The sequence below is a fragment of the Nitrospirota bacterium genome, assembly GCA_026387665.1.
Classification (GTDB): Bacteria; Nitrospirota; Nitrospiria; order Nitrospirales; family Nitrospiraceae; genus Palsa-1315.
In genome coordinates, this window is the sequence record JAPLLG010000007.1 from 286,232 (window position 1) to 309,478 (window position 23,247).

The 23,247-nt window shown below is 58.6% G+C and carries 19 protein-coding genes and 1 tRNA gene; 2 read left to right on the plus strand and 18 right to left on the minus strand.

Annotated features, from left to right (window positions below; genetic code table 11):
* The 16 genes from NT179_05675 to ispH form a co-directional block, all read right to left on the minus strand.
* Nucleotides 1–579 carry a c-type cytochrome gene (locus NT179_05675; protein MCX5721503.1) on the minus strand — a complete coding sequence of 193 codons (579 nt, stop codon included), beginning with the start codon at nt 577–579 and terminating at the stop codon, nt 1–3.
* Nucleotides 580–777: 198 nt separating this feature from the next.
* Nucleotides 778–1,317, minus strand: coding sequence for a hypothetical protein (locus NT179_05680; GenBank protein ID MCX5721504.1), 540 nt, complete (start codon nt 1,315–1,317; stop codon nt 778–780).
* A 252-nt stretch (nt 1,318–1,569) separates the two neighbouring features.
* The gene (locus NT179_05685; GenBank protein ID MCX5721505.1) at nt 1,570–1,965 is read right to left on the minus strand and encodes a hypothetical protein; all 396 of its coding nucleotides are present in this window, start codon (nt 1,963–1,965) and stop codon (nt 1,570–1,572) included.
* Nucleotides 1,966–2,044: 79 nt separating this feature from the next.
* Nucleotides 2,045–3,061 carry an adenosyl-hopene transferase HpnH gene (gene hpnH, locus NT179_05690; GenBank protein ID MCX5721506.1) on the minus strand — a complete coding sequence of 339 codons (1,017 nt, stop codon included), beginning with the start codon at nt 3,059–3,061 and terminating at the stop codon, nt 2,045–2,047.
* A 229-nt stretch (nt 3,062–3,290) separates the two neighbouring features.
* Nucleotides 3,291–3,366 (minus strand) — tRNA-Cys (locus NT179_05695).
* 83 nt (nt 3,367–3,449) lie between these two features.
* Nucleotides 3,450–4,631, minus strand: coding sequence for a flavodoxin-dependent (E)-4-hydroxy-3-methylbut-2-enyl-diphosphate synthase (gene ispG, locus NT179_05700; protein ID MCX5721507.1), 1,182 nt, complete (start codon nt 4,629–4,631; stop codon nt 3,450–3,452).
* Nucleotides 4,632–4,684: 53 nt separating this feature from the next.
* On the minus strand, nt 4,685–6,634 hold the full coding sequence (dxs, locus tag NT179_05705) for a 1-deoxy-D-xylulose-5-phosphate synthase (protein ID MCX5721508.1): 1,950 nt from the start codon (nt 6,632–6,634) through the stop codon (nt 4,685–4,687).
* Nucleotides 6,635–6,842: 208 nt separating this feature from the next.
* Entirely contained in the window at nt 6,843–8,045 is a 1,203-nt protein-coding gene (locus NT179_05710) for a BamA/TamA family outer membrane protein (GenBank protein ID MCX5721509.1), read from the minus strand.
* 17 nt (nt 8,046–8,062) lie between these two features.
* Nucleotides 8,063–8,716, minus strand: a complete 654-nt coding sequence (locus NT179_05715) for an ABC transporter substrate-binding protein (GenBank protein ID MCX5721510.1) — start codon at nt 8,714–8,716, stop codon at nt 8,063–8,065.
* 45 nt (nt 8,717–8,761) lie between these two features.
* Nucleotides 8,762–9,205, minus strand: coding sequence for an outer membrane lipid asymmetry maintenance protein MlaD (mlaD, locus tag NT179_05720; protein ID MCX5721511.1), 444 nt, complete (start codon nt 9,203–9,205; stop codon nt 8,762–8,764).
* 16 nt (nt 9,206–9,221) lie between these two features.
* Entirely contained in the window at nt 9,222–9,977 is a 756-nt protein-coding gene (locus NT179_05725) for an ABC transporter ATP-binding protein (GenBank protein MCX5721512.1), read from the minus strand.
* A gap of 5 nt (nt 9,978–9,982) precedes the next feature.
* A complete protein-coding gene (locus tag NT179_05730) occupies nt 9,983–10,744 on the minus strand; it encodes an MlaE family lipid ABC transporter permease subunit (GenBank protein MCX5721513.1) in 762 nt (253 codons plus the stop codon).
* A gap of 15 nt (nt 10,745–10,759) precedes the next feature.
* Nucleotides 10,760–11,590: a hypothetical protein gene (locus NT179_05735; protein MCX5721514.1), complete on the minus strand. Its 831-nt coding sequence runs from the start codon at nt 11,588–11,590 to the stop codon at nt 10,760–10,762.
* On the minus strand, nt 11,587–13,767 hold the full coding sequence (gene shc, locus NT179_05740; GenBank protein MCX5721515.1) for a squalene--hopene cyclase: 2,181 nt from the start codon (nt 13,765–13,767) through the stop codon (nt 11,587–11,589). The genes NT179_05735 and shc overlap by 4 nt, the downstream gene beginning before the upstream one ends.
* Nucleotides 13,768–13,966: 199 nt before the next feature.
* Nucleotides 13,967–17,653: a chromosome segregation protein SMC gene (gene smc, locus NT179_05745; GenBank protein ID MCX5721516.1), complete on the minus strand. Its 3,687-nt coding sequence runs from the start codon at nt 17,651–17,653 to the stop codon at nt 13,967–13,969.
* Between the two features lie 164 nt (nt 17,654–17,817).
* Nucleotides 17,818–18,780, minus strand: coding sequence for a 4-hydroxy-3-methylbut-2-enyl diphosphate reductase (ispH, locus tag NT179_05750; protein ID MCX5721517.1), 963 nt, complete (start codon nt 18,778–18,780; stop codon nt 17,818–17,820).
* A 193-nt stretch (nt 18,781–18,973) separates the two neighbouring features.
* Here ispH and NT179_05755 point away from each other — a divergent pair, with 193 nt between their 5' ends.
* Together NT179_05755 and NT179_05760 are read left to right on the plus strand one after the other, a co-directional pair.
* Nucleotides 18,974–19,684: a response regulator transcription factor gene (locus NT179_05755; GenBank protein MCX5721518.1), complete on the plus strand. Its 711-nt coding sequence runs from the start codon at nt 18,974–18,976 to the stop codon at nt 19,682–19,684.
* On the plus strand, nt 19,681–21,519 hold the full coding sequence (locus NT179_05760; protein MCX5721519.1) for an ATP-binding protein: 1,839 nt from the start codon (nt 19,681–19,683) through the stop codon (nt 21,517–21,519). Before NT179_05755 ends, NT179_05760 begins: the two co-directional genes overlap by 4 nt.
* Here the strand turns inward: NT179_05760 and NT179_05765 are convergent.
* Nucleotides 21,512–22,504 (minus strand): inorganic phosphate transporter, encoded by a 993-nt coding sequence (locus NT179_05765; GenBank protein MCX5721520.1) that lies wholly within the window; start codon nt 22,502–22,504, stop codon nt 21,512–21,514. The genes NT179_05760 and NT179_05765 overlap by 8 nt on opposite strands.
* A gap of 119 nt (nt 22,505–22,623) precedes the next feature.
* The gene (locus NT179_05770; protein MCX5721521.1) at nt 22,624–23,244 is read right to left on the minus strand and encodes a DUF47 family protein; all 621 of its coding nucleotides are present in this window, start codon (nt 23,242–23,244) and stop codon (nt 22,624–22,626) included.
* Nucleotides 23,245–23,247 lie beyond the last annotated feature (3 nt).

Here is a 23,247-nt window from a genome sequence, read left to right on the forward strand (position 1 = left end):
TTACTTGCCTGCCGGAGCTGCTGGAACTACTGCTGGCGCTGCAGCCGGTGCCTCTGCTGGGGCCGCTGCCGGTGCTGCCGCTGCTCCTGCAGCCGGCACGCTCGCCGCATCAACCCAGGCATTCTTCTCGGTGTCCCAGCCCTTGCCGGCTAACCCGAAGTTCCGCTCAAACAACACAAGCTTCCAGCGATCTTCGTCTGACAACTTGCTCTTCCAGGCCTTCATCTTCGTGTTCGGCACCCCTTCGGAAATCCGCCAGAACCACACGGAATCGGAATAAAGGCTCATCCGATCGCCCTTCCGGAAATCACGGGCGCCCGCCTTGACCGGCTTGCCATCCTTGCCGTGGCAGCTGGCGCAATTCACATCGGGATTCGTCTCGCCGATGAAGAGCTTCCGCCCTTCTTCCAGCTTGGCCGCATCGGTCCACCAACCGGCCGGCATATGGTTTGCCGCATACTCAGCAGGAGCTGGCGGAGGCGGAACGACCGGCCCTTCGCTTTCTCCCCCACCGCAGGCCACCATGAACAGTCCCATTCCTAACACAACCGCCAACTGCGTAGCCTTCATCTGCTTCATAACTCTTGCTCCTTTGTTCCAGACCCTATCGATCACGTGTCACTTTCACACCAAGACGAAAAAAAGCGCTTTCACCAGGGGGATAATCACCCCTGCAAAAGCGCTAATCCTAACGAATCCTGTGACGCCACTCGTACTCCCCCGCCACTTTATTGACCGACCCGGCGAGGCGCACATCAGCCCCACGGACCGCTTAAATTATGTTCGTCGCTTCCCCTGAGACTGTCCTCGTTTCTGTTCCCGCTTCCGCCGTGACCGGAGTATTTTCGCCCCGATAAACCCGCCGACTACGACCGCTACAGCCCCCAACCCCAGATAGACCCACTGAGGAGCCCGCTCTCTGTCGTGAATACAACCGGTCCCGAAATTAACCTGGATCTTGCGTTCCGCCTCGAGATCCTTCGGGTCAAACCAAATTTTCTGCTGCTGCTGCTCTTCCCTGGCTTCAATCAACAACGGATCGCCAAGATTATCGTTATGGAGGTGAAACGTCGCTTTATAGTACCCGTCTCCATCCGTCTTGACGATCTGTCCGTAGGAGATTCTCGTATCCTTGACGAGCACGTCGATATTCGACGCCCCTCTTCCATCGGTCCCGCACACGAAGCCTTCGACCGTAAACCGATGGTCCGCCTCATGCGTCGCAAACACGACCGACGGGAGGCCACCCACCATGACAATGGCCAGGATCCAATCCCGCCATCGCGACTCACTCTGTACGGTCTGTCTACGCCTCACGTGCTCTAAACTGATGCCTCTTTCCGTCGCCGAGCTCTTGGATCCGCCTCACACAACAGAAAGTTCGATCACCAACGAATCCGGCCATTTTGAGGCCGACCCTTTTAACATAGCCCCTACCCTTTGTCAACGAATTGACAGCATGATCGAACAGGGAGTAAAGCCCCGTTCCACGCGCCCTGAGAGGGCCAGCTGCGATGAGTTGGGTATAGGAAAACGAAGAAGAAATGATGCGGTCAGTCGGCGGAGAACCTACAGGATTCCGCGTGCTTTTGCGTCGGCTGCAACCCGTTCTACTTCGGCTCGCCGCTCCGATTCTTTCTTGGAAATCCAGGTCTCCCAGGATTTCCCTGTCGCCGTGTCTTCGCCGGTAAAGGCGATCGTCGCGATCTGGTCATAACGAATTTTCTGCGCAATGGAACTATCGGAGGGAAACAACTCCAGAGAGGATTCGGAGCCGCTCACTTGCCGGTTGAACAGATATCCAACGAGGGACTCGCCGGACTTCAATGCAATCGTCACATCGCCGCGATAGTCGAATGCCAGCTCCACCGCTTCCGCCAACTCAGCGAACGAGGCCGGTCGAAACACACGGCCCTCCAGCGAGCCTGCCACTCTGTCGACGCTATGGTTTTTCGTATCAGTCATTGCGCACTCGTCAAACCTAAAATGTGAAACGTAAAACAGGACAGGCTGGTGAACGCACAGCGACACGGCCTGCAATCTATCACCGCGAAGTCGGACTCATCGTCAGCTTGACAGTCCGGCCGAACCCGGACAATGTGCCAAACGTATCTTCGACGGCAGAGGCTTCGTAACCGCAATGCACCATACAGTCGGCGCATTTCTCATTCCGCCCTGTTCCGTAACGATCCCACTCCGTGCTCTCCATCAGCTCACGGAAAGTCTTGGCGTAGCCCTCTTGCAGCAAATAGCAAGGCTTCTGCCACCCGAAGACGTTATAGGTCGGATTGCCCCAGGGCGTACATTCATACTCCCGCCGGCCCATTAGGAAATCCAGGAATAGCGGTGACTGATTGAACTGCCACCCCTTCTTCGGGCTCCCTAAAATACGGGAAAATAACTCTCTCGTGCGCTCCCGTTTCAAAAAATGCTGTTGGTCCGGCGCCTTCTGGTAGCTATAGCCTGGCGAGACCATCATGCCCTCGACGCCGAGCTCCATCATGGCATCGAAAAACTTCCGCATCCGCTCCGGGTTGGCATCGTCGAAGAGGGTCGTATTGGTCGTGACCCGGTGTCCCCGCTTCAGCGCCGCCTTGATCGCCTTCACCGCCACGTCATAGACGCCATCGCGGCACACGGCCAAATCGTGCTCGTCCTTCAAGCCATCCATATGGACGCTGAACGTGAGGTATTTTGACGGCTGATACTCGTCGAGCTTTCGCTCCATCAAAATCGCATTGGTGCAGAGATACACGTACCGCTGCTGCGCAACCAGCCCGCTGACGATCGACGCCATCTCAGGATGGATCATCGGCTCACCGCCGGGGATGCTGACGATCGGGGCTCCGCATTCCTCCGCCGCAGCCCAACATTCTTCAGGCGTCAACCGCTTGTCGAGCACATGGTCGGGATATTGGATCTTCCCGCAACCGGCGCAGGCCAAATTGCAACGGAACAGGGGCTCCAACATCAACACGAGCGGATACCGCTTCACCCGATTCACTTTCTGGGTGAGCACGTACTTCGCGACGGTAAACATCTGGGAAATCGGAACGGCCATTCCGCTCTCTCCTCTTATTTATCCTGCGTCTGTATGGTGAGCAGCTGCGAATCGCAGCTGGACTTGCGCTGAAAAAAGTTTCGTAACCCTAACATTATCTTCCATGAGCGTCAATTTTCCCCACCTGCCCCGCCGCAACATTCAACCGGCGAGAAATAGGCGGGGCGAAATTCCGAGGGTATCGAAAACCACGCGCCCTCACAGGACCGGGGATCACGCATACGAGGATTGGAGGCGCCGAGCGGGGTCGAACCGCTGCATCGCAGTTTTGCAGACTGCTCCCTTAACCACTTGGGTACGGCGCCCCGCGCGCATTATAGCGAGCCTTGTTCCCGTATCTCAACTTACCATTTAACGGAATATCGAATAGCCCGCGACAGGCATGCGATCAGCGGTTGGGCAATACGGGGATTTCTTTCCCGAGCGTCGAAGGTTCATCCGACGGCGGAGTCATCGGCTCCCATCCTTCGTTCGACGAAGCCACCGACTCCCCATTTCCTTCAGCTTCCTTTTCCTTGGCCATCTGCTCGACCTCTTGAATCAAGGTGTCCATCAACTCTTCGATGGGCACCTTGCGGACGAGCTTGCCCTTCTTGAAGAGGATACCCTTGCCTTCACCACCAGCAATCCCGATATCCGCTTCCTTGCCCTCGCCGATCCCGTTCACGACACAGCCGAGAACCGACACATTGAGCGGGGTCTTGATATGACCCAGCTTCTTTTCCAATTCGTTGGCCAACTTCACCACATCGATCTCGACACGACCACAGGTCGGACAGGCGATGACATTGATCCCGCGATGGCGCAGCTCGAGCGACTTCAGGATCTCGAACCCCACCTTCACTTCCTCGACCGGATCAGCGGCCAGGGACACACGCAAGGTGTCGCCGATGCCCTGCGAGAGCAAGTAGCCAAGCCCCATGGTCGACTTAACGGCCCCCGTCATCAACGTTCCCGCCTCTGTAATACCGATGTGCAAGGGATAATCGGACTGGTGCGCAAACAACCAATAGGCATCAATCGCATGGTGCACGTCGGAGGCCTTGAGCGAGACCTTCATGTTCGTGAAGCCCACATCCTCTAACGCATGTACGGCATTGAGGGCCGACTCGGCCAAGGCTTCCGGCGACGGCCAGCCATACTTATCCAGCAGCGGACGCTCGAGCGAGCCTCCATTGACGCCGATGCGTAAGGGAATGCCTCGCTCGTTGACGGCCTTAATGACTTCTTCAACTTTCCACCAGGCCCCGATGTTGCCGGGGTTGATCCGGACGCAATCGACAACCTCGGCAGCCTTCACCGCCAGCCGATGGTCGAAATGAATATCCGCGATCAAGGGCACCGTCATCGCCGCTTTGATCTGGGGCAGCACCGCCGCCGCCTCATCGTCCGGCACGGCCACACGGATGACTTCGCACCCGGCCGCCTCCAGCTGACGAATTTGCTCGATCGTGGCAACGACATCGCGCGTATCGGTCGAACACATCGACTGCACAGAGATCGGCGCGTCTCCACCGATCTTCAGCTTGCCGACCGTGATCTGCCTGGTTTTCCGTCTCGTAATATGCATGACTGGTGTTCGTCCGGTACTTTTGCCTTTTTACTTATTCATTTTGACTTGCACTAGCTTCCCTGCTCATCTCCATGCGGCAACCGATCGGCCAAGGACGCGAGCGTGCGCTGCTCGCGCGAGGGAGCCGGCGCCTGACCGATCAATTCCTTCACGCTCTGATAAATGCCCTCCGCTGTCAGCCCGTACCGTTCGCGCAGGAAATCCTGCGGCCCCTGCTCGATGTACCAATCAGGCAACCCGAGGACCCTCGTTCTCACATCCGTGACGCCACCGTCGGACAGGGCCTCGAGGACCGCGGACCCGAACCCGCCCATCTTACAGCCCTCTTCCACCGTCACCACATAGCGAACCTTCTTCGCCACCTCGACGATCAAGTCCTGATCCAGCGGCTTCACAAAACGCGCATTCACGACCGCGGTGGAAATACCTTCCTGCTCAAGCCGCTTCGCCGCCGTCACCGCATGCCAGACCGGCACACCGATCGCGATGATGGCGACCTCCGTGCCTTCCTGCAGCAGCTCGCCCCTCCCCATCGGCAAGGCCTTCGGCTCCCGATCCATCGTGACGCCCAGGCTCAGTCCGCGCGGATACCGCACCGAGGCAGGCCCGTCATGCTGAACACAGGTTTTCAACATATGCTGCAACTCATTTTCATCCTTCGGCGCCATCACGACCATGTTCGGCATGTGCCGCATAAACGCATAGTCGAAGGCCCCGTGATGCGTCGTCCCGTCTTCCGCCACCAGCCCACCTCGGTCGATGCAGAAGGTTACCGGCAGATTCTGTGTCGCGACGTCATGCACCACCTGGTCATAGGCCCGCTGTAAAAATGTGGAGTAGAGCGCCACGACCGGACGAAGGCCCTGGGTCGCAAGACCGGCCGCAAAGGTCACCGCATGCTGCTCGGCAATGCCCACGTCATAGATTCGGTCCGGAAACTCTTTCTCGAAAATATTCAGGCCGGTTCCCTCGCACATCGCAGCCGTAATCGCGACGATCCGCTTGTCCGCTCGGGCCAGCTTCACCAATGATTCGATGGCAATCTGCGTATAGGATGGACGGGCCGCTTTTTTCGCGGGGACTCCGGTCTCCCGCACAAAGGGAGGACAGGCATGGAACCACACGGGATTCTTGACCGCCGGCTCGTAGCCCAACCCCTTTTTCGTGATGACATGGAGCAGCACCGGCCCCTTCATCTTCAGCACATTTTCCAAGGTAGGCAGCAGATGCTCGAAATTATGCCCGTCGATCGGTCCCGCATACCGGAACCCCAACTCTTCAAAAAGCAGCCCCGGAAGGATCGCGCCCTTGGCCAACTCTTCAGCGCGACGAGCCCACTTCTGCATGTCATGCCCGATGTGAGGGATTTTCCCCAGCAAGTGGCCAGTTTCCTCCCGCATCTTGGTGTAAAACTCTCCGGTAAAGGTCCGGTTCAAATAGGAGGAAATGGCGCCCACGTTCTTCGAAATAGACATTTGGTTGTCGTTCAGAATCACCAGGAAGTCTTTGTCCAGGCCACCTGCATGGTGCAAACCTTCCAGGGTCATCCCGGCCGTCATAGCTCCATCCCCGACCACACAAACCACTTTATGCTTCTGCGCCAATTGCTCACGGGCTGCGACCATTCCATAGGCGGCAGACACACCGGTGCCGGCATGGCCCGCATTGAACGTGTCGTAGACGCTTTCCTCGCGCTTGGTGAAGCCGCTCATGCCCCCGTACTGACGAAGCGTGTGGAATTGCTCCCTGCGGCCCGTGAGCAATTTATGGGCATAGGCTTGATTGCTGGTGTCCCATACGATCTTGTCCTTGGGCGTATCGAGCAGGTAATGCAGGGCGACCGTCAGTTCAATCACTCCGAGGTTCGAGGCCAGGTGACCTCCGACGTTAGAGACCACGCCGATAATCTGTTCCCGCAACTCCTGACACAAGACAGGAAACTGCGCCGGCGATAGCCGCTTCAGATCGGCAGGGCTTTGAATGGTCTTCAAGATCGACATAGCAGATGCTCCTTTGCGTATATGCAGGGGCTCGCACAACGAACTGGACTCAGATGAGTATGGCGCAGCAGCATAGCAGCTTAGACACTAGCAAGGGCATCCTCACACAAAAGTCACGTATTGTCAAGCAGTTAGCTGGCTCAGTCGTGAACCCACGTCCCGTATGGCTCGAATCGGGAGTGCGCGTCCGATCCCTCGCAATGGTCGATCAATAGGGGAAGTCCAGGCCTGCAAAGATCGCTCCCCCCTCCCGGCTATAACCATAGTCGACCCGCCCGACGACATTAGGCCGAACGACTCCGCGAAATCCGATACCAGGAGTCAATCGATAGCTATGAAAGCTGACTTTTTTATAGTCGTTGAAGACCTGTCCTGTATCCAAAAACGGGGCAATCTCGAAGTCCGCATTGACGCCCGCCACCTTTGCGCGGGCCAAATGAATGCGCTCCTCGATGCTGAGCGACAGGAGGTGCTTGTCAATGAAACGATCGCCGCCGAATCCGCGCAGGTTGTTTTGCCCCCCCAGCGAACTTTGCTCGAAGAACGGGACTTGCGACCCGATCGTCGCCTGTAGATCCCCCCGCACGACCAGGATCGCGCGCTTCGATTCGCTGGGGAACAGCTTCTTCACCTCGATCTCATAGCGGGAGTAGACGGGATGATCGCCGTTGCGGAGACTCTGGTTGAGCTCCGCGTAGGCCGTCACGGCCATCCCATCAGTCGGCGACACGAGATTATTGCGCGTATCATAATAGAACGTTGCCCGGTGCCCCAGAATAAGCGACTCGCCCTGCACCCCATCCACCTGAGGAAATCGGTCGCCGGTAAAGGGGAGATCCGTCGCGCCTTTTTGCAGATGCACGTCGCGAAGCCGCTGCCCGACGGCAATCTGCGTCACTTCGTTCGCATGGACCCCGAACCGCCAGTTCAGCCTCGTTTCACGCGCCGTGTAGTTCGTTTCCTTCGACTCCTGCGTGGCTTGCCCGATGTCAAAGAACCGCGAGGTGGCATTTTTGAAAAACGAAGCGCCGAAATTCAACGAGTAGCGGCCCTGATTAAACGCCGGATCGGCGTAGCTGAATACCACCTTGCGCTCGATCCGTTCCGTGAAGGAGCCGATGAATCGCAGCTCCCGTCCGCCCGGCTCGTAGCGAAACACATTGAGCGCGCCGCGCGTCCCGACGATAGAGTTTCGAATAAGCATCGGCGCGACGATATACTTCAACTCTCCGTCCGGATCCGTGATTAGAATCGGCACGAGCAGGCCGGCGTCACTCCCATCGTTGCGGGTGCTCGACACGGAAGGAACCGGAAAATATTCGACGCCGGCTGTGACCTGCTCCGGCAGCGCGATGAGACTCGCCACACAGGACACGAACACAACGGCGATGAGGCCGCGCAGGCTGAGCATGGAATTCCTGAAGCGAGTTACGGAGCTTTAATCTTATCGGATTTCTTGCGAAGCTGGTCCACGAGGTCGGCATACGACGAGTCGCGAAGAATCTTTGAAAACTGTCCGCGGTAATTATTCACCAGGCTCACCCCGTCCACCACCACGTCGTAAACCCGCCACTCCACACCCTTGTTGAGGAGCCGGTAGTCAAGAGGGATTTCGGTCTTACCAGTGAGCACCTTCGTGCGCACCTCGGCATAGTCTTTTTCCGTCCGTTCGTTGATGTACTGCACGCCCTCACCGGAATAGGTCTCAATCTTGTCCGCATAGGAGTTGGTGAGCAGCGTTCTGAACAGTCCAACGAACTCCTGTCTGTCTTTGTCGGCCAATGTTTTCCACGGAGCCCCGAGCGCCCGGCTGGACATTTCTTGATAGTCGAACCGGTCCCCGACAGCTTTCTCCAAGCGTTGCCGACGCTCTTCCGCTCTCGGCGATTGCTTAAGCTCCTTGTCCTGGATAATTTTCAACACGTCATCGATGGTGCCTTTCATGGCCTCAGTTGCGCCACCAGCCACTGCCGGCTGGACGGCCACCCAACCAAACAACGCGAGCGCACAGACCACTCCGCTCGCGACCCTGCCCCAGCTCCATCTCTGCGCCTGCACCACGGCAGATCCCTTGATCTCCATATCGCCTCCCTTATGAGCGTCCAATCCAGCGCCGCCGCCGGCCCATCAGTTCACTTTGCCATGCACATACTGGCTGACCAATTCCTCCAGATCGAGACCCGATTCCGTATCGCGGATCGTTTCACCAGGCTTCAGCGGATCGCCCCCTCCACCCGGAGACAGGGCCAAGAACTTCTCGCCGATGATTCCACGAGTCTTGATCGAGGCAATGGTGTCCGTGTAGAGCTTGACGGTGTTGTTGACCGCCAGCTTCACCATCGCGCGATCCTCGTTGAGCGTAATCCCGCGGACCCGCCCGACTTCGACGCCGGCGATTTCAACAGTCGACCCGGCCTTGAGCCCCGAGGCGGTATTGAACTGCGCGTCCACTTCATAGACGTCGCCCCCGACCAGCTCGAGCTTTCCTAGCTTGATCGACAGGTACCCGAGGCATAAAATACCGACGAGCACGAAGAAGCCGACCATAATCTCTAACTTGGCTTTTTCCATTCTTGCTACTCCTCCCTCACCCTACGTGCGACCCTGGCAACACCACCGTCCCGCCGACGGAAATGAATTCTTGAATGTTCGGATCGGTAATCTGCTGGAACTCAGCGGCCGGGGCCATCGCCGCAATCTTGCCATTCCGGAGCATCGCCACCCAATCGGAAATCGCGAAGATCTCCGGAATTTCATGGCTGACCATGACCGCCGTAAAGCCGAACCGTCGTTGCGTCGCGACGATCAAATCATGAATTGATTTCGCCATCAAGGGATCCAGTCCGGTTGTCGGCTCATCGAACAGGATGATCTCCGGCTCCATGACCAACGCGCGCGCCAAACCCGCCCGCTTGCGCATGCCTCCGCTCAACTCGGCGGGAAACTTGTGGCCCATCCCCACCAACCCGACTTGCGCCAGCTTTTCCTCGACCCGCCGCGTCACCTCCGGCCCCTTCATCCGTAATTTCTCTCGCAACGGAAACGCCACGTTCTCAAAAACGGAGAGGGAATCGAACAGGGCCGCGCCTTGGAACAGCATGGCAAACCGCTTCCGCACATCGTTCAACTTCGTGCCGGATAAGCGGGAGATCTCCACATCGCCGATCCAGACTTCGCCGCGATCCGGCTGCAGGAGCCCGATCATGTGCTTAAGGAGCACGCTCTTTCCCGACCCACTCCCACCGATGATGGTCGTCAGCTTGCCGACGGGAATCGAAAGATCCACCCCTTGCAGGACCGGCTGCCCACCCAACTTCTTTTCGATGCCAATCAGCTTGATCATGGGTGTCATAACAAAACCGAGGTGAGAAAATAATCCCACACGAGAATGACCACCGAGCTCAGCACCACCGCTTCCGTAGTGGCCGTCCCCAGCCCCTCTGCGCTCTGTCTCGTATGGTACCCTTTATAGGAACAGATCCAGGTGATGATCAGCCCGAAGCTGATCGACTTGAGAATTCCGCCGTAGATGTCTTTCCATTCCACGGCCGACTCGATCGAATTCCAATAGGACCCCGCGTTGACTCCCAGCAGATCCACCCCGACGACATAGCCGCCATAGATACCGACCACATCGAAGATGGCCACGAGCAACGGCACCCCGATCAACCCGGCCACCAGCTTCGGCGCGATCAAATACTGCATCGGATTGATCGCCATGGTATCGAGCGCATCGATCTGCTCGGTAATCCGCATGATGCCGACTTCCGCCGTCATGGCCGAACCGGCCCTGGCGGTTACCATTAATGCGGCTAACACCGGCCCCAGCTCCCGGATCATGCTCAAGGCCACCGCGGAGCCCAGCAACCCCTCTGAGCCGAACTTCCGCAAACTATAGTAGCCTTGCAGCGCGAGGACCATGCCGGTGAACCCGGCGGTCAAGACCACAACGAATGTCGATTTGTATCCGATAAAATGGAGCTGCTTCAGCATGTGGGAAAACCGGAAGGGAGGCCTTGTCAGCCAGGCAAAGGCCGACAAGACAAACAGCAGCATGCGGCCCATCTCCTGCACGCGAGTGACCACCGACGCACCAAGCCGTTCAACCATATTCAATACCATCACTTACCTGAGCTCACGACGTAAGCCGCCGCCCGCTTCCGCATAATGTTGGAACCATTCCGTCAATCGATCCGCGGCTACCCGACTCTGTTGCCGAAGCCGATTTAACCCCGCCAAACTGGACGGACGGCTGATGAGCGACCATATACCTTGAACCCAGCCAGTGGGCCTGAGAAAGAGATTGAAGTCAAGCGGAAGATCTTCATCCTCGAGATCGGAGACCGTCCGCATGATCGCCATGGGCATTCCTTGTTCCCGAGCCGCCGCTGCAATGGCGGCGCTTTCCATATCAAGTCCGGTCGCACCGGTCAACTGGCGCAGTCGACGCTTCTCCTCGGCCTGCCACAGTACGATCGGCACAGATACGACCGCTCCCGTTCGCACGACCATCCCTGCATCCTGCGCTACGGCAAAACAGCCCGACAGCACAGCCTCATCGCACAGCAGAGAATCGCCCTTCATCATCCCGGCCTCTTCGATATCGAGAGGGAAAACCTCCGTGCCCAACATGAGGTCTCCCACCTGAGCCGGTGCGAGCGCACAAGCGAAACCCGTTGATATGACCAGCGACATGGCCTGCGTCGCGAGCACCTTTCGCGCGACCCTGCCAGCCGCCTCGGGACCGACGCCGGTCTGGATCAGCCAGTAGGCACGATCCCCGCTCTGCCCGATATGACAACGGACGCCCGCGACCGTCGCCACACGATCCGTGGGAAGTGCGCGCCTGACAGCCTGCAGTTCCCAGCGAGTCGCGGCAAAGATGCCAATGGGAAGTACCGAAGATTCTGAGCAGGATGGCCCCGCGCCAACGACGGAAGTCGAAGAAATGCTCACGGATTGGCTCGATGGCACCCAGACGCCACCACCTGCTCCCGCACTTCATCCGCCCGCATTTTCCCGCGCGTCCGCAAATTCCGATACATCGCCAAGGCCCATAAGGGAAAATATTGGCAGTACCAATGGTAGCGGAGATAAAACACCCGGGGGAATCCGGTGCCGGTATGGCGGACCTCTTCCCAGGAACCGTCTTTCATTTGATGGCGCAGCAGATACTGGATGCCGCGCGCAACGCTGAAGGCATCGGTCATCCCAGCCGACATCAGCCCCATGATGGCCCAGGCTGTTTGGGAGGGGGTGCTGTCCCCCTTCCCGCTCCACTCAGGATCGTCGCCGTAGGAATGACAGGACTCGCCCCATCCGCCATCGGGATTCTGCTTCGACTCAAGCCAGGCGACGGCCCGACAGATATAGGGTTCCGAAAGGTCTACGCCGATCGCGCGAAGGCCGGCCAGCACAGACCAGGTGCCATAAACATAATTCACGCCCCACCGGCCGTACCAACTGCCGTCAGCCTCCTGCTCTCGCTTGAGGAACCGGAGGGCCGGCGCCACGGCTGGATGGGTCTGATCGTAGCCCAACGCCGCCAGCATCTCGAGACAACGTCCGGTCAAATCTGACGTGCTGGGATCGAGCAGCGCATGGTGGTCGGCAAAGGGAATGTAGTTGAAGACGATGCGATTATTATCCTTGTCGTAGGCCCCCCACCCGCCATCGGACCCTTGCATGGCGAGGACCCAATTCGTCCCCCGCTGAATGGATTCTTGCAGATCGGCAGCCTGAGCCATCCGGACTTTCGAAAGCGCCATCAACACCACGGCTGAGTCGTCCACGTCGGGATAGAGCTCGTTTTCAAACTGGAAGTACCAGCCGCCCGGCTCCGCGTTCGGAGACGAAAACTTCCAATCGCCGACCAGCTTCGTCTGGCGCGAGGCCAGATAGACAGCCGCTTTCTGAAGCGAGGGATGATCCTGTGACATCCCGGTTTCGATCAAGGCGTTCATGAGCAAGGCCGTATCCCAGATCGGCGAATGACAGGGCTGAAGATGCAGCGCCTCGACGCGCTGCTCGCCGATCGACACGGTATCGTAGACTTCCAGCGCTTCGATTTCCTGAAACGCCTTTCGCACCAAGGGATCGTCGACCTCATAGCCTAGGCAGCGAAGGGCCACGATCGAATTCGCCATGGCCGGATAAATCGCCCCCAGTCCTCCGCTGCCCTTGATATGGTCCAACATCCAAGTGGCAGCCCTGTGCAAGGCCTTCTCTCGCAGCCAACTGAGCGGCATCTTGTCGTAAAGTTTGAGCACCCCGTCCAATTGAACGAAGAAATTATGCGGGGTGAACCATCGCTGGTCCTTATTGAAAGGCGGCACGTCGCGATAACGAATCTGCGCCCGGGGGAAGAGATACAGTTCGTCAATCCCCTGCTCCGTGGGAATACGGCAGACGGGCCGATTCGCAAACACCACCAACAAGGGAATCAAAACCGCGCGAGACCAATAGGAAATCGCATAGATGCTGAAATAGAACCGCTTCGGCAGGAGCATGATCTCCGGCGGCATGCTCGGGAGGCCTTCCCAATCGTACTGCTCGAACAGGGCCAAGGTGATTTTCGTAAAAACGTTCGCGGAGACCACGCCGCCCTTGGCATGAATGCAGTCGCGGGCCCGCAGCATGTAGGGCTCGTCGGCCGGAATTCCACTCAACTTCAATGCGAAATAGGCCTTCACCGACGCGCTGATCTCCGAGGGGCCTCCGTAGAAAATCGGCCAGCCACCATCGGGCAATTGCATGGCACGGAGATAGCGGACAGCCTTGCGCTCCCGCTCAGGATCGACCCGATCGAGAAACCGCCGCAACAGGATATATTCAGAGGTCAAAGTCGTATCGGCTTCGAGTTCGGCAACCCAATAGCCTTCAGACTCATGTTGTCTGAACAAAAACCAGGCTTGACTGCGTCTGACCGCGTCATCGAGCGCATCCACCTGACTGACTGAGTGGCTGGTGGGGCGGCGGGCCGCAATGTCGAGCGGTACGGAGAGCGGAGACTTATCCGACACCAACCGCAACGGTGGGGCCTTGGGCGACTCGGTCGCCAAGCCCAACTTCTCCGGAACGGAGACGAAGAGACTATCCGATAGGCGGCCTAGAAACGCTCGAATCAGGTTCATTATCGTAATGGTCTATGGAAAATGTAGGTGGATGGAACAGCGCAGGTACTCTGCGTTGCGCCCATGAGGTTCGAGCGACGAGCGGCATATTTATCGCATATACCCGCATACGGGTATATACCAGACCCCCCTGCGTCGAGTCAAGAAATGCGGAACGGAAGTCCTTTGAAACACGAACGTTTTTGCCCGTCCTGTCTGTTCAAACGGACTGCAAATTTCCGAGTCTCACCGACACGATTTTCGAGATGCCTGGTTCTTCCATGGTCACCCCGAACAACGAATCGGCGATGGCCATCGTCCGCTTGTTGTGAGTAATGACCATAAACTGCGCCCCCTCGGAGAGCTCACGCAAGACGCCGGTAAAACGTCCGATATTCTCTTCGTCCAGCGGCGCGTCGATTTCGTCGAGGATGCAGAACGGCGTCGGCCTGATCAGGAAGCTCGCAAAGAGCAGAGCCATCGCCGTCAGGGTCTTCTCGCCACCCGAGAGCATCGTGATGCTCTTCAACCGTTTGCCCGGCGGTTGCACCACGATATCGACTCCAGGCTCCTGCGGTCCGCGCCCTTCCGTCGTCTCATCCGCCAGCACTTCAACCAACTGAAGTGCGGCCCTGCCACCGGGGAAGAACTTGACGAACACCTCACTGAACTTCTGTTGAAGCTCGGCGAACGTAGTGGCAAACATATCTTTTGTCGTGAGGTTGATCCGCTGAATGATTTCCTTCAACGAACTGATCGACGTGGAGAGATCCTGCTCCTGCGTCGTCAGGAACCGATACCGCTCATCCAACTCTTGATGCTCATGAATAGCCGCCAGATTGATCGGGCCGAGACGGTCAAGCTTCTCGCGAAGCTTCTGCAACTGCTCTCTCAGCGCCACCTCGTCCACGACCGGTTGCTCTTCCGGCACAGGCGCCTCCCCGAGGGACAGTTGCTCATCCGTCATCTCTACAATTGGCGCATTAAGCAGCGTCGCAAGGTCAACCTGGTAGGTTCCAAACAGCGTGGATTCGACCGTGCCCAATTGCACCCGAACTTCCGCCTTCTTGACCTCCAGCGCCATGCGGGACTCGCGAAGAGACGAGACCACGTGGCGCACCTCCTCCAATCCGGCATCGAGCTGATGCGCCAAGGCCATGTCCTGCGCCTGAGCTTCTTGCAGCTCGACCAACTGGGCCTTGACCAGGGCGGACGACTCACTCAGCCCACGGCAACGCTCTTCTTGCTGCTCCCGTTCAATCCGGCTCTGCTCGATCGAAACCGCGAGTCCCTCGACATGGCGCGTCAAGGCCTCAATCCGCACGGTCGCGTCCTGTTGCTGCTGCGAAAGCCGCAGGAGGTCGCGCCGGTGATGTTCGCGGGTCGTTCTGATTTCCTGCGCCACCAATTGCGCCTCGGTGAATCGCTGCTGGAGCCCTTGCGTATCCTGGTCGATCTGCGCCACCCGGTCGCGCACGCGACCGACCTCGGCTTCCTGGCCTGCCTTCTCCGCCATCCACTGGGCGAGCTGCGCCTGCGTGGATTGCACCTCATGATTGAGCCGCTGCACCTCGGCTGAGCCTCGCTGCGCATCATTCGTCAAGGTATCGATCCGCCTGGTCAAATCTCCCAGCACATGCTGGAGCCCGGCTTCGTCTTTTTGCAGTGAGAGCCCGCGCATTTCCGCGTTCCGCAGCGACTCCACCAGTTGCCGGCTCTGCTCGCGCAACTCCTGTCCCTGCACCAGCAATCGTTCCCGCCGCTGTTTGCCCTCTTCAACAGCCCCGGTCAGAGCGGCGCGCTGCGCGTCCAGGTGCAGCACCTCTCGGCGCCGCTGCAACAGACCTCCGGTCTCACTGACCTGTCCGCCCGTCATCACTCCGGCTGCATCCAACACTTCCCCTGCGCGCGTAACAAGGACTGGCCCATCGGGAGCCGCATAGGATTGCTGCGCCCACAAGGTCGTGGCATCCGTGAGCGTCTCCACGAATAGGATCCGGTCGAACAGATAGTCACGGGCCGCTTCACGCTCACCCTGCACAGAAATCAAATCGACCGCGCGGCCGATCACCCCGGACTGGCCCTCCAACGCAGGCCACCAGGATTGTGACGCCGCGTCCCGAGCGGCCCAACGAGGCTGCTGCGGAATGAAGGTGCCCCGACCGAGATCTTTCCCTTTGAGAAACGCAATCGCCTCACAAGCCGCGGCAGGGCTATCGACAAACCAGCCCTTCACCCGCTCGCCCAAAATCGCTTCCACCGCCCGGTCCCAGCCTGCGGGCACGACCAGCCATTCGGCAATCGCATCACGAACCCCGGCACAGGCCTTGAGGGCCGTGGACTCTTCGTCGCCGCGCCGCCCATATCCCATATCTTCCTGCAACACGCCTTGCAACGTCCGGAGATGCGAATCGACTGAGGCCAGCTCTTCCGACTGGCGCAAGACCGACTGATCGACTTCGACCAGCTCGGCCGCGACATGCTCGCTCGACTCCTCTACCGCCTGCCGCTGCCGGCGCAGATCCGCAACCAACTGCTCTGCCTCCTGGCAGGCCTGCTGGAGCGTCTGGCGCTTATCCGCGGCGGTCACATGCTGCAGACGAAAATCTTCCTGTTCACGAACCAGCCGCGCCTCACGATCCGCCGCTTCTTGAATGCGCGTCGCCAATTGCACCAGCGTCTGTTCGGTATTGGCGACCAGCACCGCCAGATTGAGGACGTCCCGACGCCCTCGTTCCTCTTCAGCCAGGGCAGCGGTTCGTTGCTGAACCAGCTCCTTCATTTCCCCCTCGAGCGTGGCGAAGGCCTGCTCCCGCTCCGTACATTCACGCTCCAATGCGACCAGCATGTCCTCGAGGGCTGCCGCTTCCACTGCGCTCTGCTGCTGCTCCTGGGTCAGGCGTTCGAGTTCCTGCCCTCCCTGGCTCTGCTGCTGCGCATAGAGCTCACCGCGATTACGCTCGACTTCCGACGCCGTCAAGGCCTGACTCTGTTGCTGCTCGAGCTTCGACAGCTCATCCCGCCGCTGCCCGATCGCCTCGCTCGCCGTGGCAATTGCAAATTTGACCTGCTCAAGCTCGGCATTCAAACGCGCCAGCTCAGCGGCCTGTCCTGACTCGCGATCCTCCAGCTGTTGCAGCTCCGCCTCGACATCCGTGATCGTCGCGCGAAGGACACGATATTCGTTCGTAAGCAGCTGGATCTCCAGCGACTTGGCCTCTTGATGCAATGTTTGATAGGACCGCGCCTGCCGTGCTTGCCGCTCAAGCGAATTCAACTGCTTCTTCACCTCGGCGATAATGTCCCGCACGCGCAAGAGGTTTTGCTGCGTCGAATCCAACTTGCGCAATGCCTCCGCCTTTTGCTTCTTATAGCGAATGATGCCGGCAGTTTCTTCGATCAACTCGCGCCTATCTTGTGGCGAGGCATTGAGGATCTGATCGATTTGCCCCTGGGCAATGACCGTGTGCCCCTTGGTCCCGGCCCTGGTGTCCAACAGGATGCTCCGGACATCCTTCAACCGGCAGACAGTCTTATTGATGAGGTATTCGCTCTCGCCATTCCGATAGAGACGGCGCGTAATCATCAGCTCCTGATATTCCGACAGTTGGCTCGACAAATTGGACTGGGGGTCCACATTGATCCGGTCCAGTCCGCTGATCACGAGCGAAACCTCGGCCATACCGAGCGGCTTCCGCAACTCAGTGCCGTTAAAAATCACATCTTCCATCTTCTCGCTGCGCAGCGCCTTCGTGCTCTGCTCACCAAGCACCCAGAGGATCGAGTCCACGACATTGCTCTTTCCGCTCCCGTTCGGCCCCACGATGGCGGTGACGCCATCCGGGAATTGAATCTTGGCTTCAGCGAACGACTTAAACCCCAGCATCTCAAGGGATTTCAGATACATCGGCGACTCCTTCGGTAGCGTGTCTCGAAAGAACTCAAGCGGGAGAATGTCGAATTTTGTAGCACAGGGCTAACAAGAAATCAAAGAAAAATACTGCCAGTGGTAGGCAGGCAGACGAGGACCTACAACATTTAGGGAGAGGGTGCTATGGCGACGAAAATCTGCTACCCGGCCTGAACCCCGACAGACTTGTTGGAAGACTCAATAGTAATCAGCTCTTTAGGGAGGAGAAACTCGACGTCTTCTTCGACCACGGTCAGGTCTTCGACCTCTGCCGGGCCGAAGGTCTTGAGGTAGGTCACCACCTCTTCAACTAAGACTTCCGGAGCCGAGGCACCGGCGGTAATCCCAACCGCTTTCACATTCGAAAGCCAAATGGGATTGATGTCGGAGGCGGCATCGATCAAGTAGGAGGCGATCCCGCACCGCTCCCCTAATTCCCGCAACCGGTTGGAATTCGAACTATTAGGCGACCCGATGACCAGAATGACATCCACCAGCGAGGAGAGCGCCTTCACCGCATTCTGGCGATTCTGTGTCGCGTAGCAAATATCTTCCTGATGGGGCCCCTTGATATGCGGAAACCGTTTATTAAGCGCACCGACGATATCCCGGCATTCATCGACGCTCAACGTCGTTTGCGTGACATAGGACAAATCGTGGGTATTCTCGACCTGCAGCTTCTCGACATCTTCCACCGAGGAGACCAGATGGAACTTGTCCGGGATCTGCCCGAGCGTTCCGATCACTTCGGGATGGCCGGCATGGCCGATCAGGATGAGGTCATAGCCCTGTGTATAGTCGCGATTGACCTCGTTATGGACCTTGATGACCAGCGGACAAGTGGCATCGATCACATGCAGCCGGCGCCGATTCGCTTCGTCCCAGACCGACTTGGCAACGCCATGGGCACTGAAGATCACGACGGACCCTTCCGGCACTTCTCCCAATTCTTCCACGAACACGGCACCCTTGGTGCGAAGCGAGTTCACCACATGCCGGCTATGGACGATTTCGTGCCGCACATAGATCGGCGCGCCGTACTTCTTCAACGAGAGATCAACGATATCGATCGCGCGGTCGACTCCGGCGCAAAACCCGCGTGGATTGGCGAGATAGATCTTCATCAGGATACCTTCCCTTCGTCCCCATATACGCACAAATCATTGCCGTTCACCTTACGTCAGAGCAGCCGGCTCCGTCAACATAATTGGCCCCGATCGACAGGCCCTGTCGGCCTCTGATCGGCCCCCGGCATACCAGTCCTTCCCGCCAGTCTTGACAGTCTGCCCCCTCACCCGTAGGCTGGCGCCACCAACCATGCCAAGCCCTGGACACAAAAAAATCCTCATCGTCGAAGATGAGCAGGACATTCTCCAATTGATCACCCTCTACTTAGAGAAAGAGGGCTTTCGAACCGTATCGGCTAAAACTGGAGCAGAAGGCCTCCGGCAAGTGAAACAGGAAAAGCCGGATCTGGTCGTCCTCGACTTGATGCTGCCAGAGATGGACGGCCTGGAGGTTTGCAAACGCTTGAGATCCGCTCCGGACACGGCGCTGCTCCCCATCATCATGTTGACCGCCAAGGCGGAGGAGTCCGACACAATCATTGGGCTGGAGCTGGGAGCCGACGACTACGTCACCAAACCCTTCAGCCCCAAAACTTTGGTCGCCCGCGTCAAAGCCCTCTTCCGGCGGCTGGAGCGAAAACCGAGCGAGAACCCCGCCCAATATCACTATGGCGACCTCGTCATGGATCTGGCGCGGCACGAAGTCCGGGTGCAGAGCACCGAGGTTCCCCTCACGGCGAAAGAGTTCGGCCTGCTCGAACAGCTCTTGCGCAATCCCGGCCGGGTCCTGACGAGGGAAATCCTCCTGAGCACCATTTGGGGGTACGACTACTACGGGACGACAAGGACCGTCGATGTCCATGTCCGCAGACTCAAACAGAAGCTCCCCTCGCTCAACGACGCGATCATGTCTGTCAAATCTCTAGGCTATAAACTCAAAGAGTTGGATCCGTCAGCATGACCCTCTCCATCCGGTGGAAGGTCACAATTGGAACCCTGCTGGTCCTCGCCTGCGGACTGCTCATCGCCCGCACCCTGGCGATTCGTTCCCTTGAACAACAGGAAATCGTCCGCTCGAAACAGATACTGGAGACGCGAACCAGCCTCGTCGCCTACGGACTGCAACCGTTTCTGGCGCAACCACGCACCCCGGCTTCGACCGCCCAGCTACAAACAGCCATACGGGATCTCAGCTCGCTGGCCCTCGCGCGTATAACCGTCGTCGCTCCCGATGGACAGGTGTTGGCCGACAGCGCCGTGCCGGACAGCAGCCTCGCGGCGGTGGAGAACCATCTGGCGCGGACGGAAATTCAGCAAGCGATGGCCACAGGACGAGGGACGGACCTGCGCAGGAGCCACACCACCGGTGAGCGCACTCTTTATCTGGCGATCGGATTGCCCAGCCAGAATCAGGCGGCGCCCTCCGTCTTCTTGCGGCTCGGGCTGCCAATGACCACCTTCGACCGTGAAGTGGACAAGTTGCACAAGAACCTGGCCCTCGCCTTCGGGATCGCCTTCCTGATTGCCATCGCGCTGAGCGTGGGGCTCGCGCGCAGCATCACGAAGCCCCTCTCCGATATTGCAATCGCCGCGCGGCAGCTGGCGGGCGGCGATCACGACGTTCGCATCAGAACCGGATCGCGGGATGAGGTCGGCCTCCTGGCCGACACGCTCAACCAGATGACGGACCAGCTAAAAGCCAAGATCCATGAACTCTCCGAAGACCGGGGCCAACTCCTGGCCATGCTGACCTCGATGGTCGAAGGCGTGATGGTTCTGGACGATCGTGGCCGCATCCTCCAAGTGAATCCGGCCTTGGAACGCATGTTCGCCGTCACACGATCGGAGACCCGCGGACGCCCCTCGTCCGATGTATTCAGACATCCCGAGTTGAATACGCTGATCGCAACCGTGCTCGCCACGAGAACCGGACAGCAAGACGAGATCGTCCTGCTGCCGGGGGGGCAATGTCTCCACATCGAAGCGGCGATCGCAGGCGGAGAGCGGGAGAACGACGCCTGCGCGATCCTCGTCTTCCACGACATCACCGAACTCCGGCGGCTGGAAACCATTCGAAAAGATTTCGTCGCCAACGTCTCACATGAACTCCGAACCCCCCTCACCTCGATCAAGGGCTATGTCGAAGCCCTGCTCGACGGCGGGAAAGACGATCCGGCGACCAGCGCCAAGTTCCTGGATATCATCCTCAAGCAAAGCGACCGGCTGAATTTGATCCTGGAAGACCTCCTCCAGCTCTCACGAATCGAATCGGGAAAGATCCAGTTCAAGCGGGACCCCCTGCCGATCCAGCGAGTCATCGAACGGACGCTAGCCATGATCAAGCCCGTAGCGGACAAGAAGGGGCACCAACTCGTGTCGCAGGTGACTGACGGTCTGCCTCCGGTGCTCGGCGATGAAGACCGGCTGATGCAAGTCCTCTCCAACTTGCTCGATAACGCCGTCAAATACACCGTCGAGCGAGGCACCATCACCGTCGCGGCCCGCCCGGTTTTTGACAAGACCGAACGGCCTACGCTGACCACGGCGGTCGAGCTAAGCGTGACCGATACCGGCATCGGCATCCCCGAACGGGATCGTCCTCGCATCTTCGAACGATTCTATCGAGTCGATAAGGCCCGCTCGCGGGAATTAGGCGGCACAGGGCTCGGGCTGGCGATCGTCAAACACATCGTCGAGGGGCTGGGAGGGCGGGTGTGGGTCGAGGCAAACATTCCAACCGGCAGCCGCTTTGTCGTCCGGCTGCCCGCGCAACCGATCAATCCACCGGTTAGCTGAATCTGGTCACAATCACATAGATGAGCGACCCCAGCAGGGCGGAGCCAGGCAGTGTGAAAACCCAGGCGTAGAGGATTCTGGTGGTGAGCCCCCAGCGGACCGCCGAGAGCCGTTTGATCGCGCCAACCCCCATGACCGAGGTCGTGATGGTCTGAGTCGTACTCACCGGCAGACCGATGTGGGCCGTCACGAGCAGCACCGCTGCCGCGCCGGTCTCCGCCGCAAACCCGTGCACCGGCTCCAGCTTCACGATGCCCATCCCCAGCGTCCGGACGATCTGCCACCCGCCCACCGCCGTACCCAATCCCATCGCCACCGCGCAGGCGCCGATCACCCATCCCGGCACCTCACCGGAAGGAATCTGCCCGGCAGAGAGCAGGGCCAGCGTAATGATCCCCATGGCCTTCTGCGCGTCGTTGGCCCCGTGACTGAAGGCCATGAAACAGGCGGACACGAGCTGCAGCCGTTTGAACAGCCGCGTGGCCAGGCTCCTGGTCACGCGAAAACAGACCCAACTGATCAGCACCATCAACGAGAGTCCGATGGCAAAACCGAAGAACGGCGCGAGCACCATGGCTTCCATCACAGGCCGGAGCCCGGACCACTTCACCATGGTCCAGCCTCCATGGGTCACCGCCGCCCCGACCAGGCCGCCGATCAAGGCGTGAGAAGAGCTGGTCGGCAAACCCAACAACAACGTAAAGAGATTCCAGAGGATCGCACCGGCCAAGGCCGCCGCCACCACTTCCTGGGTGACTAAAGCCGGATTGACGATTCCCGACCCCACCATCTTGGCCACAGCAGTCGACATGAAGGCCCCGGCCACATTGAGGACGCCGGCCGCCATGACCGCCACAAAGGGACTCACGACTCTCGTCGAAACGACGGTCGCAATCGCATTGGCGCTATCATGCCACCCGTTCGAAAAGTCGAACAGGAGCGCCAGCACCACGACCACCAATAACATTCCGGTCAGTTCAGGCATGATCCATCCGTGAAACGTGAGACGTAAAAGGTGAAAGGTCCGGAATCATTTTGGCAGGGACAGAACGATCATGACGCTCTCTCTTGCCTCCACGTTTCACCTTTCACGTCTTACGTGCATTAGTGGTGTTTGATCGCAATCCGCTCAAGAATGTTCGCGACATCTTCGCAGCGGTCGGTTCCCGCTTCGAAGTTCTCGTAAATTTCTTTCCACTTAATCACCGCGATCGGATCGGTTTCTTTTTCAAAGAGGGCCGAGATCGCATCGCGGGACACTCGGTCCGCCTCATTCTCCAGGCTATTCACGCGCACGCTGCATTCTTTCAACTCGGGATGCGCAAGCCCCAACCGGTCCACTCCGCTCCCCACGGCCACAGACGCCTGATACAGGATGTCCGCCAGCTTGATCGCCATCGGGGTCGGCTTCGTCACTTTGTATAACACGAAGCGGTCGGCGATCGCCTCCGTGACATCCAGAATATCGTCGAGGGCGCTGGCCAGATCGTGAATATCTTCCCGATCGATCGGCGTAATAAATGTCCGGTTCAGGCGAAATGCAATGTCATGCGTGATGCCATCGCCAATATGCTCAACGTCTTTGATCCCCTGGGCCTGTTCGATGGGGGACCGAAAGTCTTCCATCATCACCTTGAGGAGGCGGCTCCCCTCAATCATATTATGTGCGGCCTTCTTGAACAGCTCAAAGAAGGCCTCTTCTCGAGGGATCAATCCAAATAACATCGC